Source organism: Kitasatospora sp. NPDC058243 (genome assembly GCF_042882025.1).
Classification (GTDB): domain Bacteria; phylum Actinomycetota; class Actinomycetes; order Streptomycetales; family Streptomycetaceae; genus Kitasatospora.
Genome location: NZ_JBHVWW010000064.1, coordinates 16,682 through 35,570 on the forward strand (window position 1 = coordinate 16,682; position 18,889 = coordinate 35,570).

Consider the following 18,889-nt stretch of genomic DNA (forward strand, 5'->3'; position numbering starts at 1 on the left):
GCTTGGCGGGGGGAGCGGGGGGGGGGGGGGGGGGTGGGTCGGGGGGTGGAGGGGGGGGGGTGGGGAGGGCGCCGGGGGGGGGGGGGGGCTGGGCCGCCGGGGGCCGTTGCCCCCGGGCCCCGCACCATGTTCGGCCGCGCAGGAGAGCCCTTAGACGCTCAGGCGGCGCAGGGTCTCCTCGTGGAGGATGCCGTTGCTGGCGACGGCGTCGGCGCCGCCGGGGCCGGGCACGCCGTCCAGGCCGGTGAAGCGGCCGCCGGCCTCCTCGACGATGACGCAGTTGGCGGCCATGTCCCAGAGCGACAGCTCGGGCTCGGCGGCGATGTCGACCGCGCCCTCGGCCACCATCATGTAGGACCAGAAGTCGCCGTAGGCGCGGGTGCGCCAGCAGGCGCGGGTGAGGTCCAGGAAGGGGTCGAGGCGGCCGCGCTCCTCCCAGCCGGAGAGCGAGGAGTAGGAGAAGGAGGCGTCCTCGATCCGGGAGACGCCGGAGACGTGGATCCGGGAGGCCTTGGTGAGGCTGCGTCCGGCGTAGGCGCCGAGGTCCTTGGCCGCCCACCAGCGGCGCTGCAGCGCGGGGGCGGAGACGATGCCGACCACCGGGCGCTCGACGCCGTCCGGGCCGTCCTCCAGCAGGGCGATCAGGGTGGCCCAGACCGGGACGCCGCGGATGTAGTTCTTGGTGCCGTCGATCGGGTCGATCACCCAGCGGCGCGGGCCGGAGCCCTGGAGGCCGAACTCCTCGCCGAGCACCGCGTCGCGCGGGCGGGCGCGCTGCAGCACGCTGCGGACGAGCTCCTCGGCGGCCTTGTCGGCGTCGCTCACGGGGGTGAGGTCGGGCTTGGTCTCGACCTTCAGGTCGAGGGCGCGGAAGCGCTCCAGGGTGACCGAGTCGGCCGAGTCGGCGAGGACGTGGGCGAGTCGGAGATCGTCGTGGTAATCGGCCATGTCCGAAACCCTAGCGATCCCGCCCGGATCGGGACAGCCGGGCTCGCGGACCGGGACGGCCTGCCGGTGGCGAGCGGGCGAGCAGCAGGAGCGGGCCGGTGGCAGGGGTGGGCCGGTGGGGGTCAGTGCGCCGAGCCGCTGAGCTGGAGGCCGATCACGCCGGCGATCACCAGGGAGATCGAGACCAGCTTCAGCACCGAGGTGGTCTCGTCCAGGAAGACCATGCCGTAGATGGCGGTGCCGGCCGCGCCGATGCCCGTCCACACCGCGTAGGCGGGGCCGACCGGCAGGCTCTTCAGGGACAGCGTGAGCAGGCCGAAGCTGCCCAGGGCGAACACACAGAAGCTGATGGTGGGCCAGAGCTTGGTGAAGCCCTCGCTGAGCTTGAGGTTGATCGCGAAGCCGGTCTCCAGCAGGCCGGCCAGGACCACCAAGGCCCATGCCATCGCGTGCCCTCCCTGTCGATCGACGGGTCGGACCGCGCTGTGGCCCGACCTTCCTATGATCGCCAGGCCGGCGCGGTCCGACACCTCGAACGGTCGGGAAACCCATGGGACGGTAAAGCCGCCGCCCGGGTCAGTCGCCCTCGCGGGCCTCCTTGCTGGCCAGCAGCCGGCGCAGCGAGTAGAGCCGGGCGCCCTCGGCGTGGCCGTCGGCGACCCAGGCGTCCAGCGCGCAGTCCGGTTCGTCGTGGCTGCAGGCGCGCGGGCAGTCGGCGGTGCCGGGCTCCAGGTCGGGGAAGGCGTGGATGACCCGGGACGGGTCGATGTGCGAGAGGCCGAAGGAGCGGAAGCCCGGGGTGTCGATCACCCAGCCCGGGTCCAGCGCCTTCTTGGAGCCCGGCTTGGCGCCCGGCGGCGGGGGCAGCCGCAGCGCCAGCGCGGACACGGTGGTGTGCCGGCCGCGCCCGGTGACCGCGTTGACCCGGCCGGTCTGCCGCTGGTGGTCCGGGACGAGGGCGTTGACCAGGGTGGTCTTGCCGACGCCGGAGTGGCCGATGAACACCGTGGAGAGGCCGCGCAGGTGCGCGCGGACGGCCTCGGCGCCCTCCGTCTCCAGTTCGTCCCGACGGGTGACCACGTAGTCGATGCCGAGCGGGGCGTACGACTCCAGCAGCGGCCCGGCCGGGGCGAGGTCGGCCTTGGTGAGCACCAGCAGCGGCTCCATGCCCGCGTCGTAGGCGGCCACCAGGCAGCGGTCGATCAGCCGGGGCCGGGGCTCCGGGTCGGCCAGCGCGGTGACGATGGCCAGCTGCTGGGCGTTGGCGACGACGATCCGCTCGTACGGGTCGTCGTCGTCCGCGGTGCGCCGCAGCACCGAGCTGCGCTCCTCGACCCGGACGATCCGGGCGAGCGTGTCGGTGTCCCCGGAGAGGTCGCCGACGATGTTGACCACGTCGCCCACGACGACGCCCTTGCGGCCCAGCTCGCGGGCCTTCATGGCGACGATCTCGCGTTCCTGCTTGGTGCCCGGGTCGATCAGGCAGGTCAGCCGGCCGCGGTCGACGGTCAGCACCATCGCCTCGGCGGCGTCATCGTGTTTGGGCCGGATCCGGGTCCGCGGCCGGGATCCCCGGCGGGCGGGGCGGTTGCGGATGTCGTCCTCGTCGGCGTCCTTGCCGTAGCGGCGCATGTGCTCAGTCTCCGCTCAGGCGTCCGCCACCGCTTCGCCGAGCAGTTCCGCCCACATCTTCGGGAAGTCCGGCAGGGTCTTGGCGGTGGTGGCCACGTTCTCCACCTCGATGCCGGGCACGGCCAGGCCGACCACGGCGGCGGCGGTGGCCAGGCGGTGGTCCTCGTAGGTGTGGAAGATGCCGCCGTGCAGCGGGCGCGGGCGGATGCGCAGGCCGTCCTCGGTCTCGGTGACGTCGCCGCCGAGGTCGTTGATCTCCTTGGCGAGCGCGGCGAGCCGGTCGGTCTCGTGCAGCCGCAGGTGGGCGATGCCGTACAGGTGGGACTCGGAGTCGGCCAGTGCGGCGACGGCGGCGATCACCGGGGTGAGCTCGCCGACGTCGTGCAGGTCCGCCTCGATGCCGTGGATCCGGCCGGTGCCGGTGAACTGCAGGCCCTCGTCGGTGAACTCGCAGGCGCCGCCCATCCGGGTGTAGATCTCGCGCAGCTGGTCGCCGGGCTGGCTGGTGTGCTTGGGCCAGTCGCGGACCGTCACCCGGCCGCCGGTGACCAGGGCGGCGGCGAAGAACGGCGCGGCGTTGGAGAGGTCCGGCTCGATCACCAGGTCGCGGCCGATCAGGGCGCCGGGGGTGACCCGCCAGACGTCCTTCTCGCCGCCGTCCTCGGGGGCGTCGACCTGGACGCCGGCCAGGCGCAGCATCTCGACGGTCATCCGGATGTGCGGCAGCGACGGCACCGGGCCGCCGACGTGCCGGACCTCGACGCCCTGGTTGTAGCGGGCGCCGGAGAGCAGCAGGGCGGAGACGAACTGGGACGAGGAGGAGGCGTCCAGCTCGACCGGGCCGCCGTCGAGCGCGCCGGTGCCGTGCACGGTCAGCGGGAAGGCGCCGCGGCCGCCGTCGTCGATCCGGGCGCCGAGCGCGCGCAGGGCGTTGATCACGCCGTGCTGGGGGCGCTCGTAGCTGCGCGGGTCGCCGTCGAAGTGCACCGGGCCGTCGGCGAGGACGGCGAGCGGGGGCAGGAAGCGCATCACGGTGCCGGCGTTGCCGACGTCGATCGAGGCGGGGCCGCGCAGCGCGGGGGTCGGGATGACCCGCCAGGCCTCGCCGCCGCCGGTGCCGCCGGAGTCGTTGTTGACCTTCTCCTCGATGCCGACGCCCAAGGCACGCAGGCCGTCGGCCATCAGCTGGGAGTCGCGGCTGCGCAGCGGCCGGCGCACCCAGCCGGGCTCGTCGGCGAGCGCCGCCAGCACCAGGGCTCGGTTGGTGACCGACTTGGAGCCGGGGATGGTGACGGTGGCGTCAACGGGGGTGGTCGCGACGGGGGCGGGCCACAGGGTCTCGGTCATGGGGGCAAGTTTAGGGGCCGTACCGGAACGGCCCCTGCGCCAACCGCATGGCGGGACGGGGGAGGCCCGGTGCAGGGGTTGTGGTAGCCCGTCCGTGCCGCGGGGGCGGCTCGGCGCAGGGGCCGGAGCAGCAGGTTCGCGCCGAGGGCGGGGTTCAGTGCAGGGGCTGGAGCAGCCAGGTCGCGCTCAGGGCGAGGCAGGCGAGGGCGGTGAGCAGGAAGACGGTGATCCAGGCGAGGCCGGGGATGTGGGTGAGGCGGGCCAGCTGGTCGGCGTCGGAGTCGCGGGCCCAGCCGATGCGGCGCTGGTGCTGGAGTTCGAGGACCGGGCGGACGGCGCCGAACAGCAGGAACCAGCAGCCGAGGTAGGCGAAGCCGGCCTGGACCTCGGCGCTGCCGAACCAGGAGACCAGGAAGAAGGCGCCGCCGGCGACCAGCACGGTGAACAGGCCGAAGGCGTTGCGGATGCGCACCAGGAGGGCGAGCAGCAGGACGACGGCCAGCCAGAGCAGCAGGGTGATCCGGCCGGTGGAGAGCAGGGCGGCGCAGCCGAGGCCGAGCAGGGCGGGGGCGGTGTAGCCGGCGGCGGCGGTGAGGATCATGCCGGGGCCGGTGGGGCGGCCGTAGGAGAGGGTGAGGCCGGAGGTGTCGGAGTGCAGCCGGATGCCGGCGAGCCGGCGGCCGGTGACGAGGGCGATCAGGCCGTGGCCGCCTTCGTGGGCGATGGTCACGGCGTTGCGGGTGACGTGCCAGAGCGGGCGGGCGAGGACGGCGAGCAGGGCGGCGCCGGCGGTGGCCAGCACCAGCCAGCCGGGCGGCGCGGGCTGGGTGCCGGTGACCTGGTTCCACAGTTCGCCGAGGTTCTGGTCGGTGGGTTGTGCGCTCATCGTCTCGTCTCCGCCTCCGTCCGCTGCGTTGGGCCGTTCGGGGCAGCCTCCCATGCGGGGACGGGCGGGCGGGAGCGGACGGTTCTCCTGGCGGGATGAAGAAGTGGTGAGCGGGGCGGGCATGGCAAGCTGGCCCGCATGTGCGGTCGCTTCGCAGCCAGTGGCAAGCCCGAGGACATCGTCGAGCTGTTCGGCGTCGAGCAGTGGGATCCGGCGGAAACGCTGGCCCCCAACTGGAACGTCGCCCCGACCACCAGCGCCTTCGTGGTGCTGGAGCGGGTGCCGAAGGGCCGGGCGCGGCCGGTGCGCCAGCTGAGGGTGCTGCGCTGGGGCCTGGTGCCGCAGTGGTCGCGGTCGGCCGAGACGGCGGTGAAGATGATCAACGCCCGTTCGGACACGGTGCACGAGAAGCCCTCGTACCGGCAGGCGTTCGCCTCGCGGCGGTGCATCCTGCCGGTGGACGGCTACTACGAGTGGCAGACGGTGCCGGGCGAGCGCGGCAAGGCGCGCAAGAAGCCGTTCTTCGTCTCCCGGGCGGACGGCACCCCGCTGGCGCTGGCCGGGCTGTACGAGTTCTGGCGCGACCGGACGGTGCCGGCCGACCATCCGGCGGCCTGGTTGGTGACCTTCACCATCGTCACCACCGACGCCGAGGAGTCGCTGGCGCCGATCCACGAGCGGATGCCGCTGTTCCTCGACCCGGCCTCCTACGGCGAGTGGCTGGACCCGGGGCTGGACGACCCGGACGAGCTGCGCCGGCTGCTGATACCGCCGCCGCCCGGTGCGCTGCTGGCCACTCCGGTCTCGCCGGCGGTCGGCAGCATCCGCAACAACGGCCCGGAGCTGAAGGAGCCGTGGGCCGAGGCGGAGTACGAGACCACCCTGTTCTGATGTCTGAATGTTTGAAGTTCGACGATTGCGTCCTGACAGCTGAGGGAGCCTGAGCCGGTTGGAGCGACCGACGATGACCACCGAACTCGTCCCCACCGAGGTGGGGGACGCCCGGATCAGCTACCACCGGGCCGGTGCGCCGAAGGCGCTGCTGGCGCTCGGTCACGGCGCGGGCGGCGGGATCGAGGCCCGGGACCTGGTGGCGCTGGCCGCGGCGCTGCCGGCGCGCGGGATCACCGTGGCGCTGGTGGAGCAGCCCTGGCGGGTGGCGGGCAAGCGGCTCGCCCCGGCGCCGCGCACGCTGGACCGTGGTTGGACCCCGGTCGCCGGGCGGCTGGCCGGTCAGGGGCTGCCGCTGGTGGTGGGCGGGCGCAGCGCCGGGGCGCGGGTGGCCTGCCGGACCGGGGCGGCGAGCGGGGCGGTGGGGGTGGTGGCGCTGGCGTTCCCGCTGCACCCGCCGGGCCGGCCGGAGAAGAGCCGGGCGCAGGAGCTGCTGGAGTCGGGGGCGGCGACGCTGGTGGTGCAGGGTACGGCGGATCCGTTCGGCGGGCCGCAGGAGTTCCCGGAGCTGCCGCCCGGGCACGAGCTGGTGGCGGTGCCGTACGGCGGGCACGGTTTCGACGTGCCCAAGCGGGCGCCGGTGGGGCAGGACGAGGTGCTGGAGGCGATCTGCCGGGCGGTCGGGGACTGGGTGCTGCGGGTCGTCTGAGGCGGCGGGGGCGGCCGTGAGCGGGGGGTTTCCGCTCGATCACCCGTGCGAGCGATTTCGGGGCGGGCGCGGGAATGCGGGCGGGGTCGGGGTGGTTGGCACTCTCGTCAGTACGATTCCCGGTTGAGAGGCAGGGCAGATGGGTTCGATCGCGTGCCCCGAGCGGTCAGAGCAGCGCGAGGCCGCCGCGGCGTTCGGCCCCGCCTGGTCCGACTGGATTGTCGCGGGCGAGAAGCCCGTCAGCCCGATATCCTCCATTTCGGGGCGGCCCGCCGTGGGTCGTGCCCGCCATGCCGAGGAGGTGGGTCCGGTCGTCGGGACCGAGCACGAGGCCGAGCCGGGCCGGGGCCCGGAGGAGGGCCAGCCCACGGGCGAGGCGCTCACCGGTGAGGAGCTGGCCGAGGCGATCGGTGAGGACACCTTCCGGGTGTCGGCACAGGAGAGCGAGGAGGCCCGGCGGGAGCGCTTCGAGCGTGACGCCCTGGGCTACCTGGATCCGATGTACTCGGCGGCGCTGCGCATGACGCGCAACCCCGCGGACGCGGAGGACCTGCTCCAGGAGGCGTTCGCCAAGGCGTACGCGTCCTTCCACCAGTTCCGCGAGGGCACGAACCTCAAGGCCTGGCTGTACCGCATCCTCACCAACACGTTCATCAACTCGTACCGCAAGAAGCAGCGCGAGCCCCAGCGCACGGCGGCGGAGGAGATCGAGGACTGGCAGCTGGCCCGCGCCGAGTCGCACATGTCGACCGGTCTGCGCTCGGCCGAGACCCAGGCGCTCGACCACCTCCCCGACAGCGATGTGAAGGACGCGCTCCAGGCCATTCCGGAGGAATTCCGGATCGCCGTGTACCTCGCGGACGTAGAAGGCTTTGCGTACAAGGAGATCGCGGACATCATGGGTACTCCCATCGGCACGGTGATGTCCCGGCTGCACCGCGGCCGCCGTCAGCTGCGCGGCATGCTGGAGGATTACGCCCGTGAGCGCGGGCTCGTCCCGGCCGGCAGCGGGGCAGGGCAGGAAGCGAAGGGCTCGGGCTCATGAGCTGCGGCGATCCGCACGACACGGAGTGTGGCGAGGTCCTCGACCACCTCTACGAATTCCTCGACAACGAGATGGCCGAGGGCGACTGCGCCAAGCTGCGGGTGCACTTCGAGGAGTGCTCGCCCTGCCTGAAGCAGTACGGGCTGGAGCAGGCGATCAAGGCACTGATCAAGCGTTCCTGCGGCTGCGACGACACCCCGGCTGACCTGCGCAGCAAGGTGCTGGCCAGGATCGACTCGATCCGGGCGGGGCAGCGTTCGGGCGAGCAGGTGGTGGTCGCCGTCGACACCACGGTCGAGTTGCACGTCGAGACGGACCGGTCGGTGCCGGCCGCCGGCGAGGCCCCGGAGGAGCCGACGGTCCGGCCCGGTGCCACCGTCGAGGCGGGCGCCCCGGCGGAGTAGCCGGGCGGCCGTTCAACGGCTGGGCGGTCGTTCAGCGGCCGGGCGGAGCAAGCGGACGGGCCCGCCGGCGAGGGCGGGCCGAGCGGTCCGGACACGGAGTCAGACAGCCCCGGGAGCGTGCGCTCCCGGGGCCGCTCCCGTTGTGCTTGCGTGCGCCCCTCACTCGTTCGAGTGAGTTGGCGGTGCGCCAGCAGCGTCGTCGCGCCATCATGCGTCCTTGCGCCCGGGTGGCGGCCTATCCTCCTGACGGACGCTCACCGCCGGTCCGCCCGGCGAGCTGAGGCAACGCGGGCCCGGACGTCGGGGAGGTCGAGATCGCTATCGACGGCGAAGACGCGGCCCTGCCGGAGGGGGCGATGCGCTACCTGGTGGCCGTCCCGGTGGCGGCGCTGTGCTGCCTGCTGCCGCTGCTGCCGACCGGCGTGCCGCCCGGGCTCCCGCGCTGGCTCGGCGCCCCGGTGGACTGGCCCAAGGTCGGGCTGCTGGCCTTCCTGCACGGCTGCTGGGAGTCGCTGGCCCAGGGCCTGCCGACGCCCTGCCTGCGGCTGGTCCGCCGGCTGCTGCGCCGACCGCCGCCGCCCGAGCGGGCGCTCTCCCGCCCCGGGGTCAACGCCTTCTTCCCGGTGCTGTTCGCCGGCGTGCTGATGCTGCCGCCGGCCGCCGCCGCGCTGGTCGCGGTGCCCGCCGCGGTGCTCGGCGGCCCGGCCGGGCGCGGCTGCCGGACCCGCCAGCTGTGGAACGGCTCCCAGCTCGCGCTGTGCGCCTTCGCCTCCGCGGCGGCCTTCCACCTGCTGCACGGGCCGCAACTGCTGCTCGGCTCCCGCTTCCCGGCCGCGCTGCTGCCCGGCTTCGCCGCCGTCGTCACGTTCTGCCTGGTCAACGGGGTGCTGGTGGGCGCGATGCTGATGCTCGCGGAGGACCGCCGGCCCGTCGTGCTGCTGCGCGGGGCGGTCGCGGTGTGCGGGCTGCCGGTGCTGGTGCACGCGGCCGGCGGCCTGATGGTGGCCGTGCTCTGGCAGGGCCCGTACGGGGCGTTCGCGGCGCTGCTGGCGCTGCTGCCACTGTCGATCTCGGCCTGGGTTTTCGCCCAGGGCCAGCGCGAGCGGGACGCCCACCAGGCCACCGTGCAGTCGCTGGTGCAGGCCGTGGAGATCAAGGACTCGTACACCCGCGGGCACAGCGAACGGGTCGGCCGGGCCTCGGTGCTGATCGCCGGTCAGCTCGGCATGGAGGCCGAGCGGCTGCGCACCCTGCGCTTCGCGGGGATCCTGCACGACGTCGGCAAGCTGGGCGTGGCCACCGAGTTGCTGCGCAGAAACGGTCCCCTCAGCGAGGCGGAGCGGCGGGCCGTCGAGATCCACCCGGTGTACGGGTACGAGCTGGTGCGCGGGATCGCCTTCCTCGGCGAGGCGCACGCCGGGATCCTGCACCACCACGAGCGGATGGACGGCCGGGGCTACCCGAGCGGGCTGGTCGGCGAGCAGATCCCCGAGTTCGCCCGGATCATCTCGGTCGCCGACGCCTTCGACTCGATGACCTCCACCCGCTCCTACCGGCGCGGCCGCCCGGTCGCCGAGGCCGTGGCGGAGCTGGAGCGCTGCTCGGGCAGCCAGTTCGACCCGGTGATGGTCCGGGCCCTGATCGACGCGCTGGCCGGGCACGACTGGCAGCCGGTGCTGCCGCCGCCCGGGGACGGCATCCGGGCCGTCCCCGACATTCCGCTCGGGGTGCCCGAGCCGGCGCGGGCGGCGCCGGGCCGGGTGCCCGCGCAGGGCGGGAGCGTCCCCACGGCCGGGCAGCCGTGACCGCGGCTGGCCGGGAGGCCCGCGTGGTGCACGCGGCGGCGGCCGCGCTGCTGGTGTTCGCGGTGGGCGCGGTCGCGGTGCGCGGGGTGGCCGGAGCGCGGGTCGCGTTGGCGTTCACGGCGCTGATCGCGCTCGGCGAGTGCGTCCGGATCACCCTTCCGGGCGACCGCGAACAGGCGCCGATCGGCGCGGCCGGCGCGCTGGCGTACGCCCTGCTCGGGCCGCTGCGCGGGGTGCCCACCGCGCACGGGATGCTCCAGGTGGTCGCGGTGACCGGCGTCGGCCTGCTGCTGGCCTGGCTGCCCGGCCTCGCACTGCCCTGGCTCAGGGCGTGCCGCCCGGGCCGGGGCCGGCCGGGCCTGACCCAGCGGGCCCGCCCCGGCCGCCCGCACCGGCGCCCGCCCTGGGCCGACCCGGCCCGGCGGGACAGCGCCGCCCGCCGGCTGCTCGGGGTCGGCTTCGCCGCCGCTGTCTTCCAGCCGCTCTACAACGGCGGACTGGTCGACCGCTTCTCGCCCGAGGGCCCGGCGTACGGGGTGTTCCTGACCGCCGTCGCCGCGCTGGCCGCGCTCTGCGACGCGACCCTGGCGGCGCTGCTGCGCCGGTCGGCGGCCGGCCTGGAGGGCGGGCTGAGGTTCCCGGCGGCGCTGGAGGACGAACTGCGCTCGCTGTTCGGGATCGGCTCGGCGATCGTCGCCACCGGGATGCTGGTCAGCCTGGCGGCCGGCGAGGTCGGGCTGTGGGCGCTGCCGCTGTTCTGCACCCCGCTGCTGCTCGCCCAGGTGTCCTTCCGGCGGGCCGCGGCGGTGCGGGCCACCACCGGGCAGACCATCGCCAGCCTGGCCCGGGCCACCGAGGTGGCCGGCTACACCCCGCACGGGCACGCCCGCCGGGTCGCGGACACGGCGTGCGCGCTGGGGCGCGAGCTGGGGCTGGGCACCCGGGAACTCGCCCTGCTGGAGTACGCGGCGCTGATGCACGACGTGGGCCAGCTGTCGCTGGTCGAGCCGGTGCCGGACGGCGCGACCGCGCTGCTGCCCTGCGCCGAGCAGCAGCGGATCGCCCGGCTGGGCAGCGAGGTGATCCGCCGCACCGGGGTGCCCCGGCAGGTCGCCGAGCAGGTCGCCCGGCTGGCCGATCCGGTGCTCGGCACGGCCGGCGGGGACGGCGCGGTGCCGCTGGCGGCCCGGATCATCCGGGTGGCCAACGCCCACGACGACCTGCTGACGGCGGCCCGCGGCCGCGGGGTCGGCGAGGCGGTGGGCCGGCTGGAGGCGCTGGAGGTGCTGCGGCTGGGGCGCGGCCGGGTGTACGACGCCCGGGTGGTGGACGCGCTGGCCCGGGTGGGCGGCTGAGGCCTGTCCAGGCGGGCCCGAAGTCCGACGGTCGGCCCGGGTCCCGTCGAGTGCCGCGGGGCGGACCGGCGGAGCGCCGCGGACCGGCGGGCCTGCGCCGGGGTTGAGGCGGGGCGGCCGGGCGGGCAGGCTGGGTAGGGGCGGCCCCAACCTCGCCGGTGGGGAGCGCGGGCGGGGGCGGGCGTGGTTGGATGCGGTCGTAGCGTGGAACACCGACCCGGGGCACCGTGCCCCGGACCCCCGCGGAAGTGGATCCGGACGCGGCGGTACGGGACTTGAGCGGACGACGACGGCAGGGACGAACGTGAGGATCTTCCACCGGGCACGGCACCGGCCGTCCGCCACCTGGCGGCAGACGACCGACCGGGCCTTCACGCTGATCGGCGACGGCCGCTACGAGGACGCCGGCGCGCTGCTGGTGATGGCCGCCGACCTGGAGCCCTGGCTGTCCGACTCCTGGTTCAACCTCGCCCTGCTGCACAAGTTCCGCCGGGACTGGGAGCAGGCCCGCTCGGCCGGGCTGCGGGCCGTCGCCCTGCTGGACCGCGAGCACGGCGCCCCCGACTGGTGGAACCTCGGCATCACCGCGACCGCCCTACAGGACTGGCCGCTGGCCCGCCGCGCCTGGCAGGCGTACGGGCTGAAGCTGTCCGGCGGCCCGGGCGGGCAGCCGGACGGCCCGGTCAGCCTGGACCTCGGCACCACCCCGGTGCGGCTCTCCCCGGACGGCGAGTCCGAGGTGGTGTGGGGCCGCCGGCTGGACCCGGCCCGGATCGAGGTGCTGTCCATCCCGCTGCCCTCCTCCGGCCGCCGCTGGGGCGAGGTGGTGCTGCACGACGGCGCCCCGCACGGCGAGCGGGTCACCGACGGGGTCGCCTATCCGGTGTTCGACGAGATCGAGCTGTGGGCGCCGTCCCCGGTGCCGACCTACGTGGTGCTGCTCCAGGCCGCCACGGCGGGGGACCGGGACGCGCTGGAGCGGGTCGTGGCGGACGCCGGCTACGCGGCGGAGGACTGGACGTCCTCGGTGCGGCTGCTCTGCCGGGCCTGCTCGGAGAGCCGGATGGCCACGGACGACGGGCACACCGCCCACCACGACCCGCACGACGACGGCGACGCCGCGCACCCCGGACACCTCAGCCACCTCAGCCAGGGCGGGGAGGCCGGCATGTCCTGGCTGGTGGAGCGCGAGTGCGGGATCGCCGCGCCCGCCCTGCTGGTCCGCTCGCTGCTGGACCGCTGGGCCGCGGCCTCGCCCGGCACGCGGGCGTACCGCGATCTGGAGGAAGTCTGTTGAGCGCGCCGCTTACCCTTGAGCGGTGTACCCGGCGAGAGCCGAATACCTGGACCATTCTCGGAAGCGGAAGCGGATAAGCAGCGATGGCGGAGCAGCACGACCACCAGCACGACCACGACCACGACCAGGAGTCGGCGGCCGACGAGGCCCCGCTGAAGGTGGTCGGCGAGCAGCCGGACCTCTCCAAGGGCACCGCGCGTCCGATCACCGTGGTGGGCAACCCGGTCCTGCACCGCGAGGTCAAGGACGTCACCGCGTTCGACGGTGAGCTGTCCGCGTTGATCGACGACATGTTCCAGTCGATGTACGCGGCCGAGGGCGTGGGCCTGGCGGCCAATCAGATCGGCGTGGACCTGAAGGTCTTCGTCTACGACTGCCCGGACGACGAGGGCGTGCGCCACATCGGCCACGTGATCAACCCGAAGCTGGAGGAGTACCCGGCGGACCGCCGGCGGGTGCTGGACGACAGCAACGAGGGCTGCCTGTCGGTGCCGGGCGCGTACGCCGAGCTGCCCCGCCCGGAGTACGCGGCGGTGACCGGCGTGGACAAGGACGGCCGGCCGATCCGGGTCGAGGGCACCGGCTTCTTCGCCCGCTGCCTGCAGCACGAGACCGACCACCTGTTCGGCACCCTCTACATCGACAAGCTGTCGAAGCGGGACCGCAAGGACGCGCTGAAGCAGATGGCCGAGGGCACCGCGCGGTACGCGACCGTGGCGAACGACTGACGAACCGTCAAGGGTCGGGGCGCGACGGGCGTCCCGGCCCTTTGCGTTTCCGCTCTTGGCGTTCCCGCTCTTGACGCCTCCAGCGCCACCTGGCCCAGGGCCTGACCGCCGGGTCGGTCAAGGGGTGATCGGTGGCGGGTGCGGCGGGGGGTTCGTCGGCGGGTTTGTATCCGCCGGGTATCAGGGAGCGCGCGGCCTGACGTCGATGTGGGTGAGGAGGCCGGGGCGTCCGATATCTGCCGTATCGTGCCCTTGTCCGCCGCCGCCGCCGCCCGCCGCTGTCCGTCGCTGTCCGAGCAGGAGCCGTCCGCCCGTGTCCTCGCCCACGCCGCCCCCGCACCCCGTCCGCGTGCTGCTGGTCGAGGACGACGAGCTGATGCGCCGCTCCTTCACCGTCGCGCTGGAACGCTACGGCTACGGGATGCGCGCCGCGGCGGACGGCCTCACGGCGCTGGAGCTGTTCCGGGACGAGCAGTTCGACCTGCTGATCCTGGACGTGATGCTGCCCGGCCTGGACGGGATCGGCCTGTGCCGCAAGGTCCGGGAGACCAGTCTGGTGCCCGTCCTGATGATGTCCGCGCGCGGCGACGGCCTCGACGTCGTCGCCGGCCTGGAGGCCGGGGCGGACGACTACGTGGTCAAGCCCGTGGACACGTACGTGCTGGTGGCGCGCATCCGCTCGCTGCTGCGGCGGGCGACGTACGCGCCACCCGTCCCGGCGCCCTCGCCCGGAGCCGCCGACGGGGACGTCCTGGTGTTCGGGGACCTCACCGTCGACACCGCCGGAATGGAGGTGTCCGTCGGCGGGGCGCCGGTGGCGCTGACCCCGACCGAGCTGAAGCTGCTGCTGGAGTTCGCCGCCCACCCCGGCGTCGTGCTGGAGCGGCACACCCTGCTGCGCAACGTCTGGGAGTACGGCTGGGACGGCGACAGCCGGGTCGTGGACCTGTGCGTGCAGCGGCTGCGCCGCAAGCTCGGCCGGGAGCGGATCGAGACGGTCCGCGGCTTCGGCTACAAGCTCAGGCGCTGAGAGCGGTGCACACGACTCCCCGGCCCGCCCGCGCGCCCCTGCGCTGGAAGATCGCCGCGCTGGCCGCCGCCACCGCCTGCCTCGTCGCGGCGGCGGTCGGGGTGCTGGTGCACCTGTGGACCGCGCACGACATCCGCAGCCGGGCCGAGGCGCAGGCCTTCAACGCCGTCTACTCGGCCATGGACGTCTACCGGCGCACCGGATCGCTGGCGGACGGCGCCGAACTCGACCCCGTAGACCTGCCCGCCGCCCTGCGCCACCCGGCCGACGGCGAACGGCACACGGCCTACGACGGGCACGCCGAAGGGAACTCGGGCCCGAGCTACTGGGCCGCCCAGCGCACCGGCGGGCCCGGCAGCCCAGTCCTCGCCATCCAGGTCAACCTGGCACCGCAGCTCTCCGACCTGCCCCGGCTGGACGCGGCGATGGCGGTGGCCTCGCTGGTCGCGCTCGCGGCGGCCACGCCGGCCGCGGTCTACGGGGCCGGACTGCTCGCCCGCCGGCTGCGGCGGGTCGCCGAGACGGCGGGACGGATCTCCGCCGGGGACCTCGACGCCCGGACCGGGCCCACCAAGGGCGGCGACGAAGTCGCCGACATCGCGGCGACGGTGGATCTGATGGCCGACAGCCTCGGCCGACGACTGCGCTCCGAACGGCAGTTCACCGCGGACGTGGCGCACGAGCTGCGCACACCGGTCGGCGGACTGCTGGCCGCCGTCGACCTGCTGCCGGCCGGCGAGACCGAGGACCTGATCCGGGCGCGGGTGCGGGACCTGCGCGGGCTGGTCGAGGACCTGCTGGAGATCTCGCGGCTGGACGCCGGGGCGGAGGAGGTGGCGCGGGCCCGGGTGCCGCTCGCGGCCGTCGTCCGGGAGGCCGTGCTGCGCACCGGGTTCGAGGCCGAGATCGCCGTGGCGGCGGAGCGGACGGTGGAGACCGACCCGCGGCGGCTGGAACGGATCGTCGGCAACCTCGTCGTCAACGCGCACCGGCACGGGGCCGCCCCCGTCCTGGTCACCGTCCAGGACCGTACGGTCGTCGTGCGCGACCACGGCCCCGGCTTCCCGCCGGACCTGCTGCGCCAAGGCCCGCGCCGCTTCCACACCGGCGCCGCCGAGCGTGGCACGGGCCACGGGCTGGGGCTCACCATCGCGCTGGGGCAGGCCCGGCTGCTCGGGGCGGAGCTGCGCTTCGACAACGCGGAGGACGGCGGCGCGGTGGCGACGCTGCGGCTGCCGGGCTGACCGCGGCAGTTGCTACGGGACTGCTGCGAAGCGGCGCGGGGACTGATACACGGCGGCGCAGGGGCCTGATACGTGCCCCGGACACCCTTCGAAGTGCACCGACTCGCACCTTGACCCGCACCTCGACTCGCGCCTTCGGACAGGAGCCACCCGTGATCGCCAACCCCCTTGCCCTGCAAGCGACCCCCGGGGTCGCGGCCGCCGTCGTCGACCTGACGAAGACCTACGGCGGCGGCGACACCCGGGTCACCGCCCTGGACCGGGTCAGCGTGGCCTTCCGGGAGGGCGAGTTCACCGCGATCATGGGCCCGTCCGGCTGCGGCAAGTCCACCCTGATGCACTGCGCGGCCGGGCTCGACACCCCCACGTCGGGGTCGGTGCGGATCGGCACGACGGAGCTGGGCGGCCTGGGCGACCGGCAGCTCACCCGGCTGCGGCGGGACCGGGTCGGCTTCATCTTCCAGGCGTTCAACCTGCTGCCCACCCTGACCGCGCTGGAGAACATCACGCTCCCGCTGTCGCTGGCCGGGCGCACGCCGGACCGGCAGTGGCTGGACCGGGTGGTGTCGATGGTCGGGCTCTCCCAGCGCCTCGACCACCGGCCGGCCGAACTGTCCGGCGGGCAGCAGCAACGCGTCGCGGTCGCCCGGGCGCTGGTCGCGCGGCCCTCGATCGTGTTCGGCGACGAGCCGACCGGCAACCTCGACTCCCGGGCCGGGGGCGAGGTGCTCGGCTTCCTGCGCGGCTCCGTCAGGGAGTTGGGGCAGACAGTGGTCATGGTGACCCACGACCCGGTGGCCGCCGGGTACGCGGACCGGGTGGTGTTCCTGGCCGACGGGCGGCTGGTCGACGAGATGGCGCACCCGACGCCGGACCGGGTGCTGGACGTCATGAAGTCCTTCGCCGGCTGACCCCGCACCCGCCACTTCCGAAAGCTGATCATGCTGACCACAGCCCTGCGCAACGTCCTGGCGCACAAGGCCCGGCTGCTCATGACCGTCCTCGCGGTCTGCCTCGGCGTCGCCTTCGTCTCCGGCACCCTCGTCTTCGCGGACTCGACCGCCGCCGTCCAGCGGGCGGCCGCGTCCCGCACCTTCGCCGACGTCGCGGTCAGCGTCACCGCGAAGGAGCCCGCCGCCACTCCTGACCAGCCGGGCGTGTTGACCGACGCGCTGGCGCGCAGGCTCGCGGACGTGCCCGGCGTCGCGGCGGTACGGCCGTCGGTCGACGGGAGCGCCACCTTGAACGCGGCCGACGGCAGGCCGCTGCGGGTCAAGCGGGGCACGAACCTCGCGGCTGCCTACGTCCCGGGGCGCGACGGCAAGGACGCCCGCTACCCCGTGGTCGAGGGGCGGGCCCCCGCCGGTGCCGACGAGATCGCCGTCGACCGGGGCACCGCGGCGGCCGGCCGGTACCGGGTGGGCGACACGATCACGCTCGCCACGGACGGCCCGGCCCTCACCGCGCGCCTGGTCGGCACCGTCACCACCGGGGACACCCGGGTCACGGCCGGCGGCACGCTCACCCTGTTCGACCGGGCCACCGCACAGCGGCTGTTCGCAACTCCCGGGAACTACACCAGCCTTGAAGTCTCCGCCGGACCGGGCGCCGGCCAGTACGAGCTGGCGGCGCGGATCGCCGCCACCCTGCCGCCCGGCGCGGCCGAGGTCACCACCGGACAGGCGCAGGCGGACCAACAGGCCCTCTACGTCGGCACGTTGACCCGGGGCTACCAGAAGCTGCCGATGGTCTTCGCCGGGGTGTCGTTGTTCATCGGCTCGTTCCTCGTGGTCAACACCTTCACCATGCTCGTCGCCCGGCGCACCCGGGAGATCGCCCTGCTGCGGGCGGTGGGCGCGACACGGCGCCAGGTGGTGCGCTCACTGCTGGCCGAAGCGGCGCTGGTCGGGGTCGTCGCGTCGATGGCGGGGTTCGCCCTCGGGCTCGGCATCGCGACCGTGCTGCCCGGACTGCTGAGCGGTGACGGGAACCAGGTGCCGAAGGGCCCGCTCGTCATCGGGCCCCGGCCGGTGGCGGCGGCCCTGTTCGTCGGGGTCGGCGTGACGGTGTCGGCCGCCTGGCTGCCGTCGCGCAGGGCGGCGCGGATCGCGCCGATCGAGGCGCTGCGGGCGGCGGCCGCGCCGCCCGGCGGGCGCTCACGGCTGCGTCCGATCGCCGGGGTGGGGCTGCTCGTGCTCGGCGCCGGCCTGCTGACCGCGCTCGCGCGTTCGGCCGAGGACGCCTCCGAGGAGAACCTGCGCAACGCGATGCTCGGCTGCGGGGTCCTGGTCGTCGCCCTGATCGTGCTGGCGCCGACTCTCGCCGTCCCGGTGATCCGGCTGACGGGCCGCCTCACCCGGCGGTTCGGCGTCGCCGGCCTCCTGGCCCGGCAGAACGCGCTGCGCGACCCCCGGCGCACGGCGGCGACCGCCGCCACGCTGCTGATCAGCACGGCACTGGTCAGCGGGCTCGCCACCATCGGCCACTCCACCGGGCAGGCCCTCGACCGGCAGACGGCGGACGGGCTCGCGGCCGACTACGTGATCAGCACCGGCGACACCATGACCGGCATCGACCCGGCCGCCGTCCAGCGGGTGGCCGGCGCCCCCGGGGTGCGCGGCGCGAGCGCGGTCGCCGACTCCACGGCGGTCATCGGCGGCAAGGTGCGCGAGATCTCCGGCATCGACCCGGCCGATGTGGAGCCGGCCGACGTAGAGCCGGACGGCGTCGGCCAGGTGCTGAAGCTCGACTTCGTGAGCGGCTCCGCGCAGGACCTCGGGCCCAGCCGGATCGCCCTCTCCAGCAGCGTCGCCCGGGAGACCGGAGTCAGCACGGGAGGCCAGGTCAACGCCCGCCTCGGCCGGAGCGAGGAGTTCACGCGGTACACCGTCGTCGGCATCTACCAGGACAACCCCACCGCCCACGACGCGGTCGGCGCCCGGGCCGACGTGCAGAAGCACAGCTTCAAGCCCGGCTCCGTCCAGCGGATCCTCGTCCGGGGCGACAGCGCGTCCGGAGAGGGGCTGCGGGCGGCGGTCGGCAACAACCCGCTCCTGAAGGTGCAGGACCGGGCCGAACTGGTGCGCAAAGCGGCGGGGACGATGGGCGACCTGCTGACGCTGATGTACGGGCTCCTCGGCATCGGCGTCGTGATCTCCGCCCTCGGCATCGTCAACACCCTGGCCATGTCCGTCACCGAACGGACGCGCGAGATCGGCGTCCTGCGCGCCATCGGCATGGACCGCCGGGGCATCCGTCGGATGATCCGCCTGGAAGCCGTGACGGTCGCGGCCTTCGGCACCCTGCTCGGCCTGGCCGGCGGCCTGTTCGGCGCCTGGGCCGTCGGCGCGCTGGCCGGCGGCGCGGTCAAGCAGTACACGCTGGCCGTGCCCTGGGGGACCCTGGCCCTCCTCTGCCTCGCCTCCCTCACCATCGGAGCCCTCGCCGCCACCCTCCCCGCCCGCCGGGCAGCCGCCCTCAGCCCGTTGGAGGCGGTCGGGGCGGCGTGAGCGACCGTCAGTGCTGGGTCGGACACCGGCTGTCCTGCCAGACCTGATCGGGGCACACG

The 18,889-nt window shown here is 74.6% G+C and carries 17 protein-coding genes; 12 read left to right on the forward strand and 5 right to left on the reverse strand.

Features of this window, described 5'->3' with window-relative positions; translation table 11 throughout:
• Window positions 1-150: 150 nt before the first annotated feature.
• The 5 genes from hisN to ACFVX9_RS31305 all read right to left on the reverse strand — a co-directional run bounded on the left by hisN (window position 151) and on the right by ACFVX9_RS31305 (window position 4,813).
• Window positions 151-948 carry a histidinol-phosphatase gene (gene hisN, locus ACFVX9_RS31285; protein WP_063347890.1) on the reverse strand — a complete coding sequence of 266 codons (798 nt, stop codon included), beginning with the start codon at window positions 946-948 and terminating at the stop codon, window positions 151-153.
• A gap of 122 nt (window positions 949-1,070) precedes the next feature.
• Window positions 1,071-1,394, reverse strand: coding sequence for a multidrug efflux SMR transporter (locus tag ACFVX9_RS31290; RefSeq protein WP_063347889.1), 324 nt, complete (start codon window positions 1,392-1,394; stop codon window positions 1,071-1,073).
• Window positions 1,395-1,524: 130 nt separating this feature from the next.
• A complete protein-coding gene (gene rsgA, locus ACFVX9_RS31295; RefSeq protein ID WP_063347888.1) occupies window positions 1,525-2,580 on the reverse strand; it encodes a ribosome small subunit-dependent GTPase A in 1,056 nt (351 codons plus the stop codon).
• Between the two features lie 15 nt (window positions 2,581-2,595).
• Complete coding sequence (gene aroA / locus ACFVX9_RS31300; RefSeq protein ID WP_387984738.1) at window positions 2,596-3,927, reverse strand: 3-phosphoshikimate 1-carboxyvinyltransferase; 1,332 nt, start codon at window positions 3,925-3,927, stop codon at window positions 2,596-2,598.
• A 154-nt stretch (window positions 3,928-4,081) separates the two neighbouring features.
• Entirely contained in the window at window positions 4,082-4,813 is a 732-nt protein-coding gene (locus tag ACFVX9_RS31305; RefSeq protein ID WP_063347886.1) for a M50 family metallopeptidase, read from the reverse strand.
• A gap of 138 nt (window positions 4,814-4,951) precedes the next feature.
• On the opposite strand from ACFVX9_RS31305, the gene ACFVX9_RS31310 reads away from it, so the two are divergent.
• The 12 genes from ACFVX9_RS31310 (at window position 4,952) to ACFVX9_RS31365 (ending at window position 18,830) form a co-directional block, all read left to right on the forward strand.
• Complete coding sequence (locus ACFVX9_RS31310) at window positions 4,952-5,704, forward strand: SOS response-associated peptidase (RefSeq protein WP_380429957.1); 753 nt, start codon at window positions 4,952-4,954, stop codon at window positions 5,702-5,704.
• A 73-nt stretch (window positions 5,705-5,777) separates the two neighbouring features.
• Window positions 5,778-6,413 (forward strand): alpha/beta family hydrolase, encoded by a 636-nt coding sequence (locus ACFVX9_RS31315; protein ID WP_063347884.1) that lies wholly within the window; start codon window positions 5,778-5,780, stop codon window positions 6,411-6,413.
• Window positions 6,414-6,714: 301 nt separating this feature from the next.
• Window positions 6,715-7,458 (forward strand): sigma-70 family RNA polymerase sigma factor, encoded by a 744-nt coding sequence (locus ACFVX9_RS31320; protein ID WP_063351149.1) that lies wholly within the window; start codon window positions 6,715-6,717, stop codon window positions 7,456-7,458.
• Entirely contained in the window at window positions 7,455-7,862 is a 408-nt protein-coding gene (gene rsrA / locus ACFVX9_RS31325; protein ID WP_387984744.1) for a mycothiol system anti-sigma-R factor, read from the forward strand. The genes ACFVX9_RS31320 and rsrA overlap by 4 nt, the downstream gene beginning before the upstream one ends.
• 356 nt (window positions 7,863-8,218) lie before the next feature.
• Complete coding sequence (locus ACFVX9_RS31330; protein WP_063347883.1) at window positions 8,219-9,667, forward strand: HD-GYP domain-containing protein; 1,449 nt, start codon at window positions 8,219-8,221, stop codon at window positions 9,665-9,667.
• 23 nt (window positions 9,668-9,690) lie between these two features.
• Complete coding sequence (locus ACFVX9_RS31335; RefSeq protein WP_244293371.1) at window positions 9,691-11,022, forward strand: HD-GYP domain-containing protein; 1,332 nt, start codon at window positions 9,691-9,693, stop codon at window positions 11,020-11,022.
• 304 nt (window positions 11,023-11,326) lie between these two features.
• Complete coding sequence (locus tag ACFVX9_RS31340) at window positions 11,327-12,319, forward strand: tetratricopeptide repeat protein (protein ID WP_387984749.1); 993 nt, start codon at window positions 11,327-11,329, stop codon at window positions 12,317-12,319.
• 83 nt (window positions 12,320-12,402) lie between these two features.
• Window positions 12,403-13,047 carry a peptide deformylase gene (gene def / locus ACFVX9_RS31345; protein ID WP_079135633.1) on the forward strand — a complete coding sequence of 215 codons (645 nt, stop codon included), beginning with the start codon at window positions 12,403-12,405 and terminating at the stop codon, window positions 13,045-13,047.
• Window positions 13,048-13,396: 349 nt separating this feature from the next.
• Window positions 13,397-14,077 (forward strand): two-component system response regulator CseB, encoded by a 681-nt coding sequence (gene cseB, locus ACFVX9_RS31350; RefSeq protein WP_387984767.1) that lies wholly within the window; start codon window positions 13,397-13,399, stop codon window positions 14,075-14,077.
• A gap of 5 nt (window positions 14,078-14,082) precedes the next feature.
• Window positions 14,083-15,321: a sensor histidine kinase gene (locus tag ACFVX9_RS31355; protein WP_380486067.1), complete on the forward strand. Its 1,239-nt coding sequence runs from the start codon at window positions 14,083-14,085 to the stop codon at window positions 15,319-15,321.
• Window positions 15,322-15,476: 155 nt separating this feature from the next.
• Window positions 15,477-16,232: an ABC transporter ATP-binding protein gene (locus ACFVX9_RS31360; RefSeq protein ID WP_380342858.1), complete on the forward strand. Its 756-nt coding sequence runs from the start codon at window positions 15,477-15,479 to the stop codon at window positions 16,230-16,232.
• A 30-nt stretch (window positions 16,233-16,262) separates the two neighbouring features.
• Complete coding sequence (locus ACFVX9_RS31365; RefSeq protein WP_387984754.1) at window positions 16,263-18,830, forward strand: ABC transporter permease; 2,568 nt, start codon at window positions 16,263-16,265, stop codon at window positions 18,828-18,830.
• Window positions 18,831-18,889: the final 59 nt, after the last annotated feature.

Coding starts and splice junctions, on each gene's coding strand:
- hisN (WP_063347890.1), bottom strand. CDS start 948: ATGGCCGATTACCACGACGATCTCCGACTCGCCCACGTCCTCGCCGAC.
- ACFVX9_RS31290 (WP_063347889.1), bottom strand. CDS start 1,394: ATGGCATGGGCCTTGGTGGTCCTGGCCGGCCTGCTGGAGACCGGCTTC.
- rsgA (WP_063347888.1), bottom strand. CDS start 2,580: ATGCGCCGCTACGGCAAGGACGCCGACGAGGACGACATCCGCAACCGC.
- aroA (WP_387984738.1), bottom strand. CDS start 3,927: ATGACCGAGACCCTGTGGCCCGCCCCCGTCGCGACCACCCCCGTTGAC.
- ACFVX9_RS31305 (WP_063347886.1), bottom strand. CDS start 4,813: ATGAGCGCACAACCCACCGACCAGAACCTCGGCGAACTGTGGAACCAG.
- ACFVX9_RS31310 (WP_380429957.1), top strand. CDS start 4,952: ATGTGCGGTCGCTTCGCAGCCAGTGGCAAGCCCGAGGACATCGTCGAG.
- ACFVX9_RS31315 (WP_063347884.1), top strand. CDS start 5,778: ATGACCACCGAACTCGTCCCCACCGAGGTGGGGGACGCCCGGATCAGC.
- rsrA (WP_387984744.1), top strand. CDS start 7,455: ATGAGCTGCGGCGATCCGCACGACACGGAGTGTGGCGAGGTCCTCGAC.
- ACFVX9_RS31330 (WP_063347883.1), top strand. CDS start 8,219: ATGCGCTACCTGGTGGCCGTCCCGGTGGCGGCGCTGTGCTGCCTGCTG.
- def (WP_079135633.1), top strand. CDS start 12,403: ATGGCGGAGCAGCACGACCACCAGCACGACCACGACCACGACCAGGAG.
- ACFVX9_RS31365 (WP_387984754.1), top strand. CDS start 16,263: ATGCTGACCACAGCCCTGCGCAACGTCCTGGCGCACAAGGCCCGGCTG.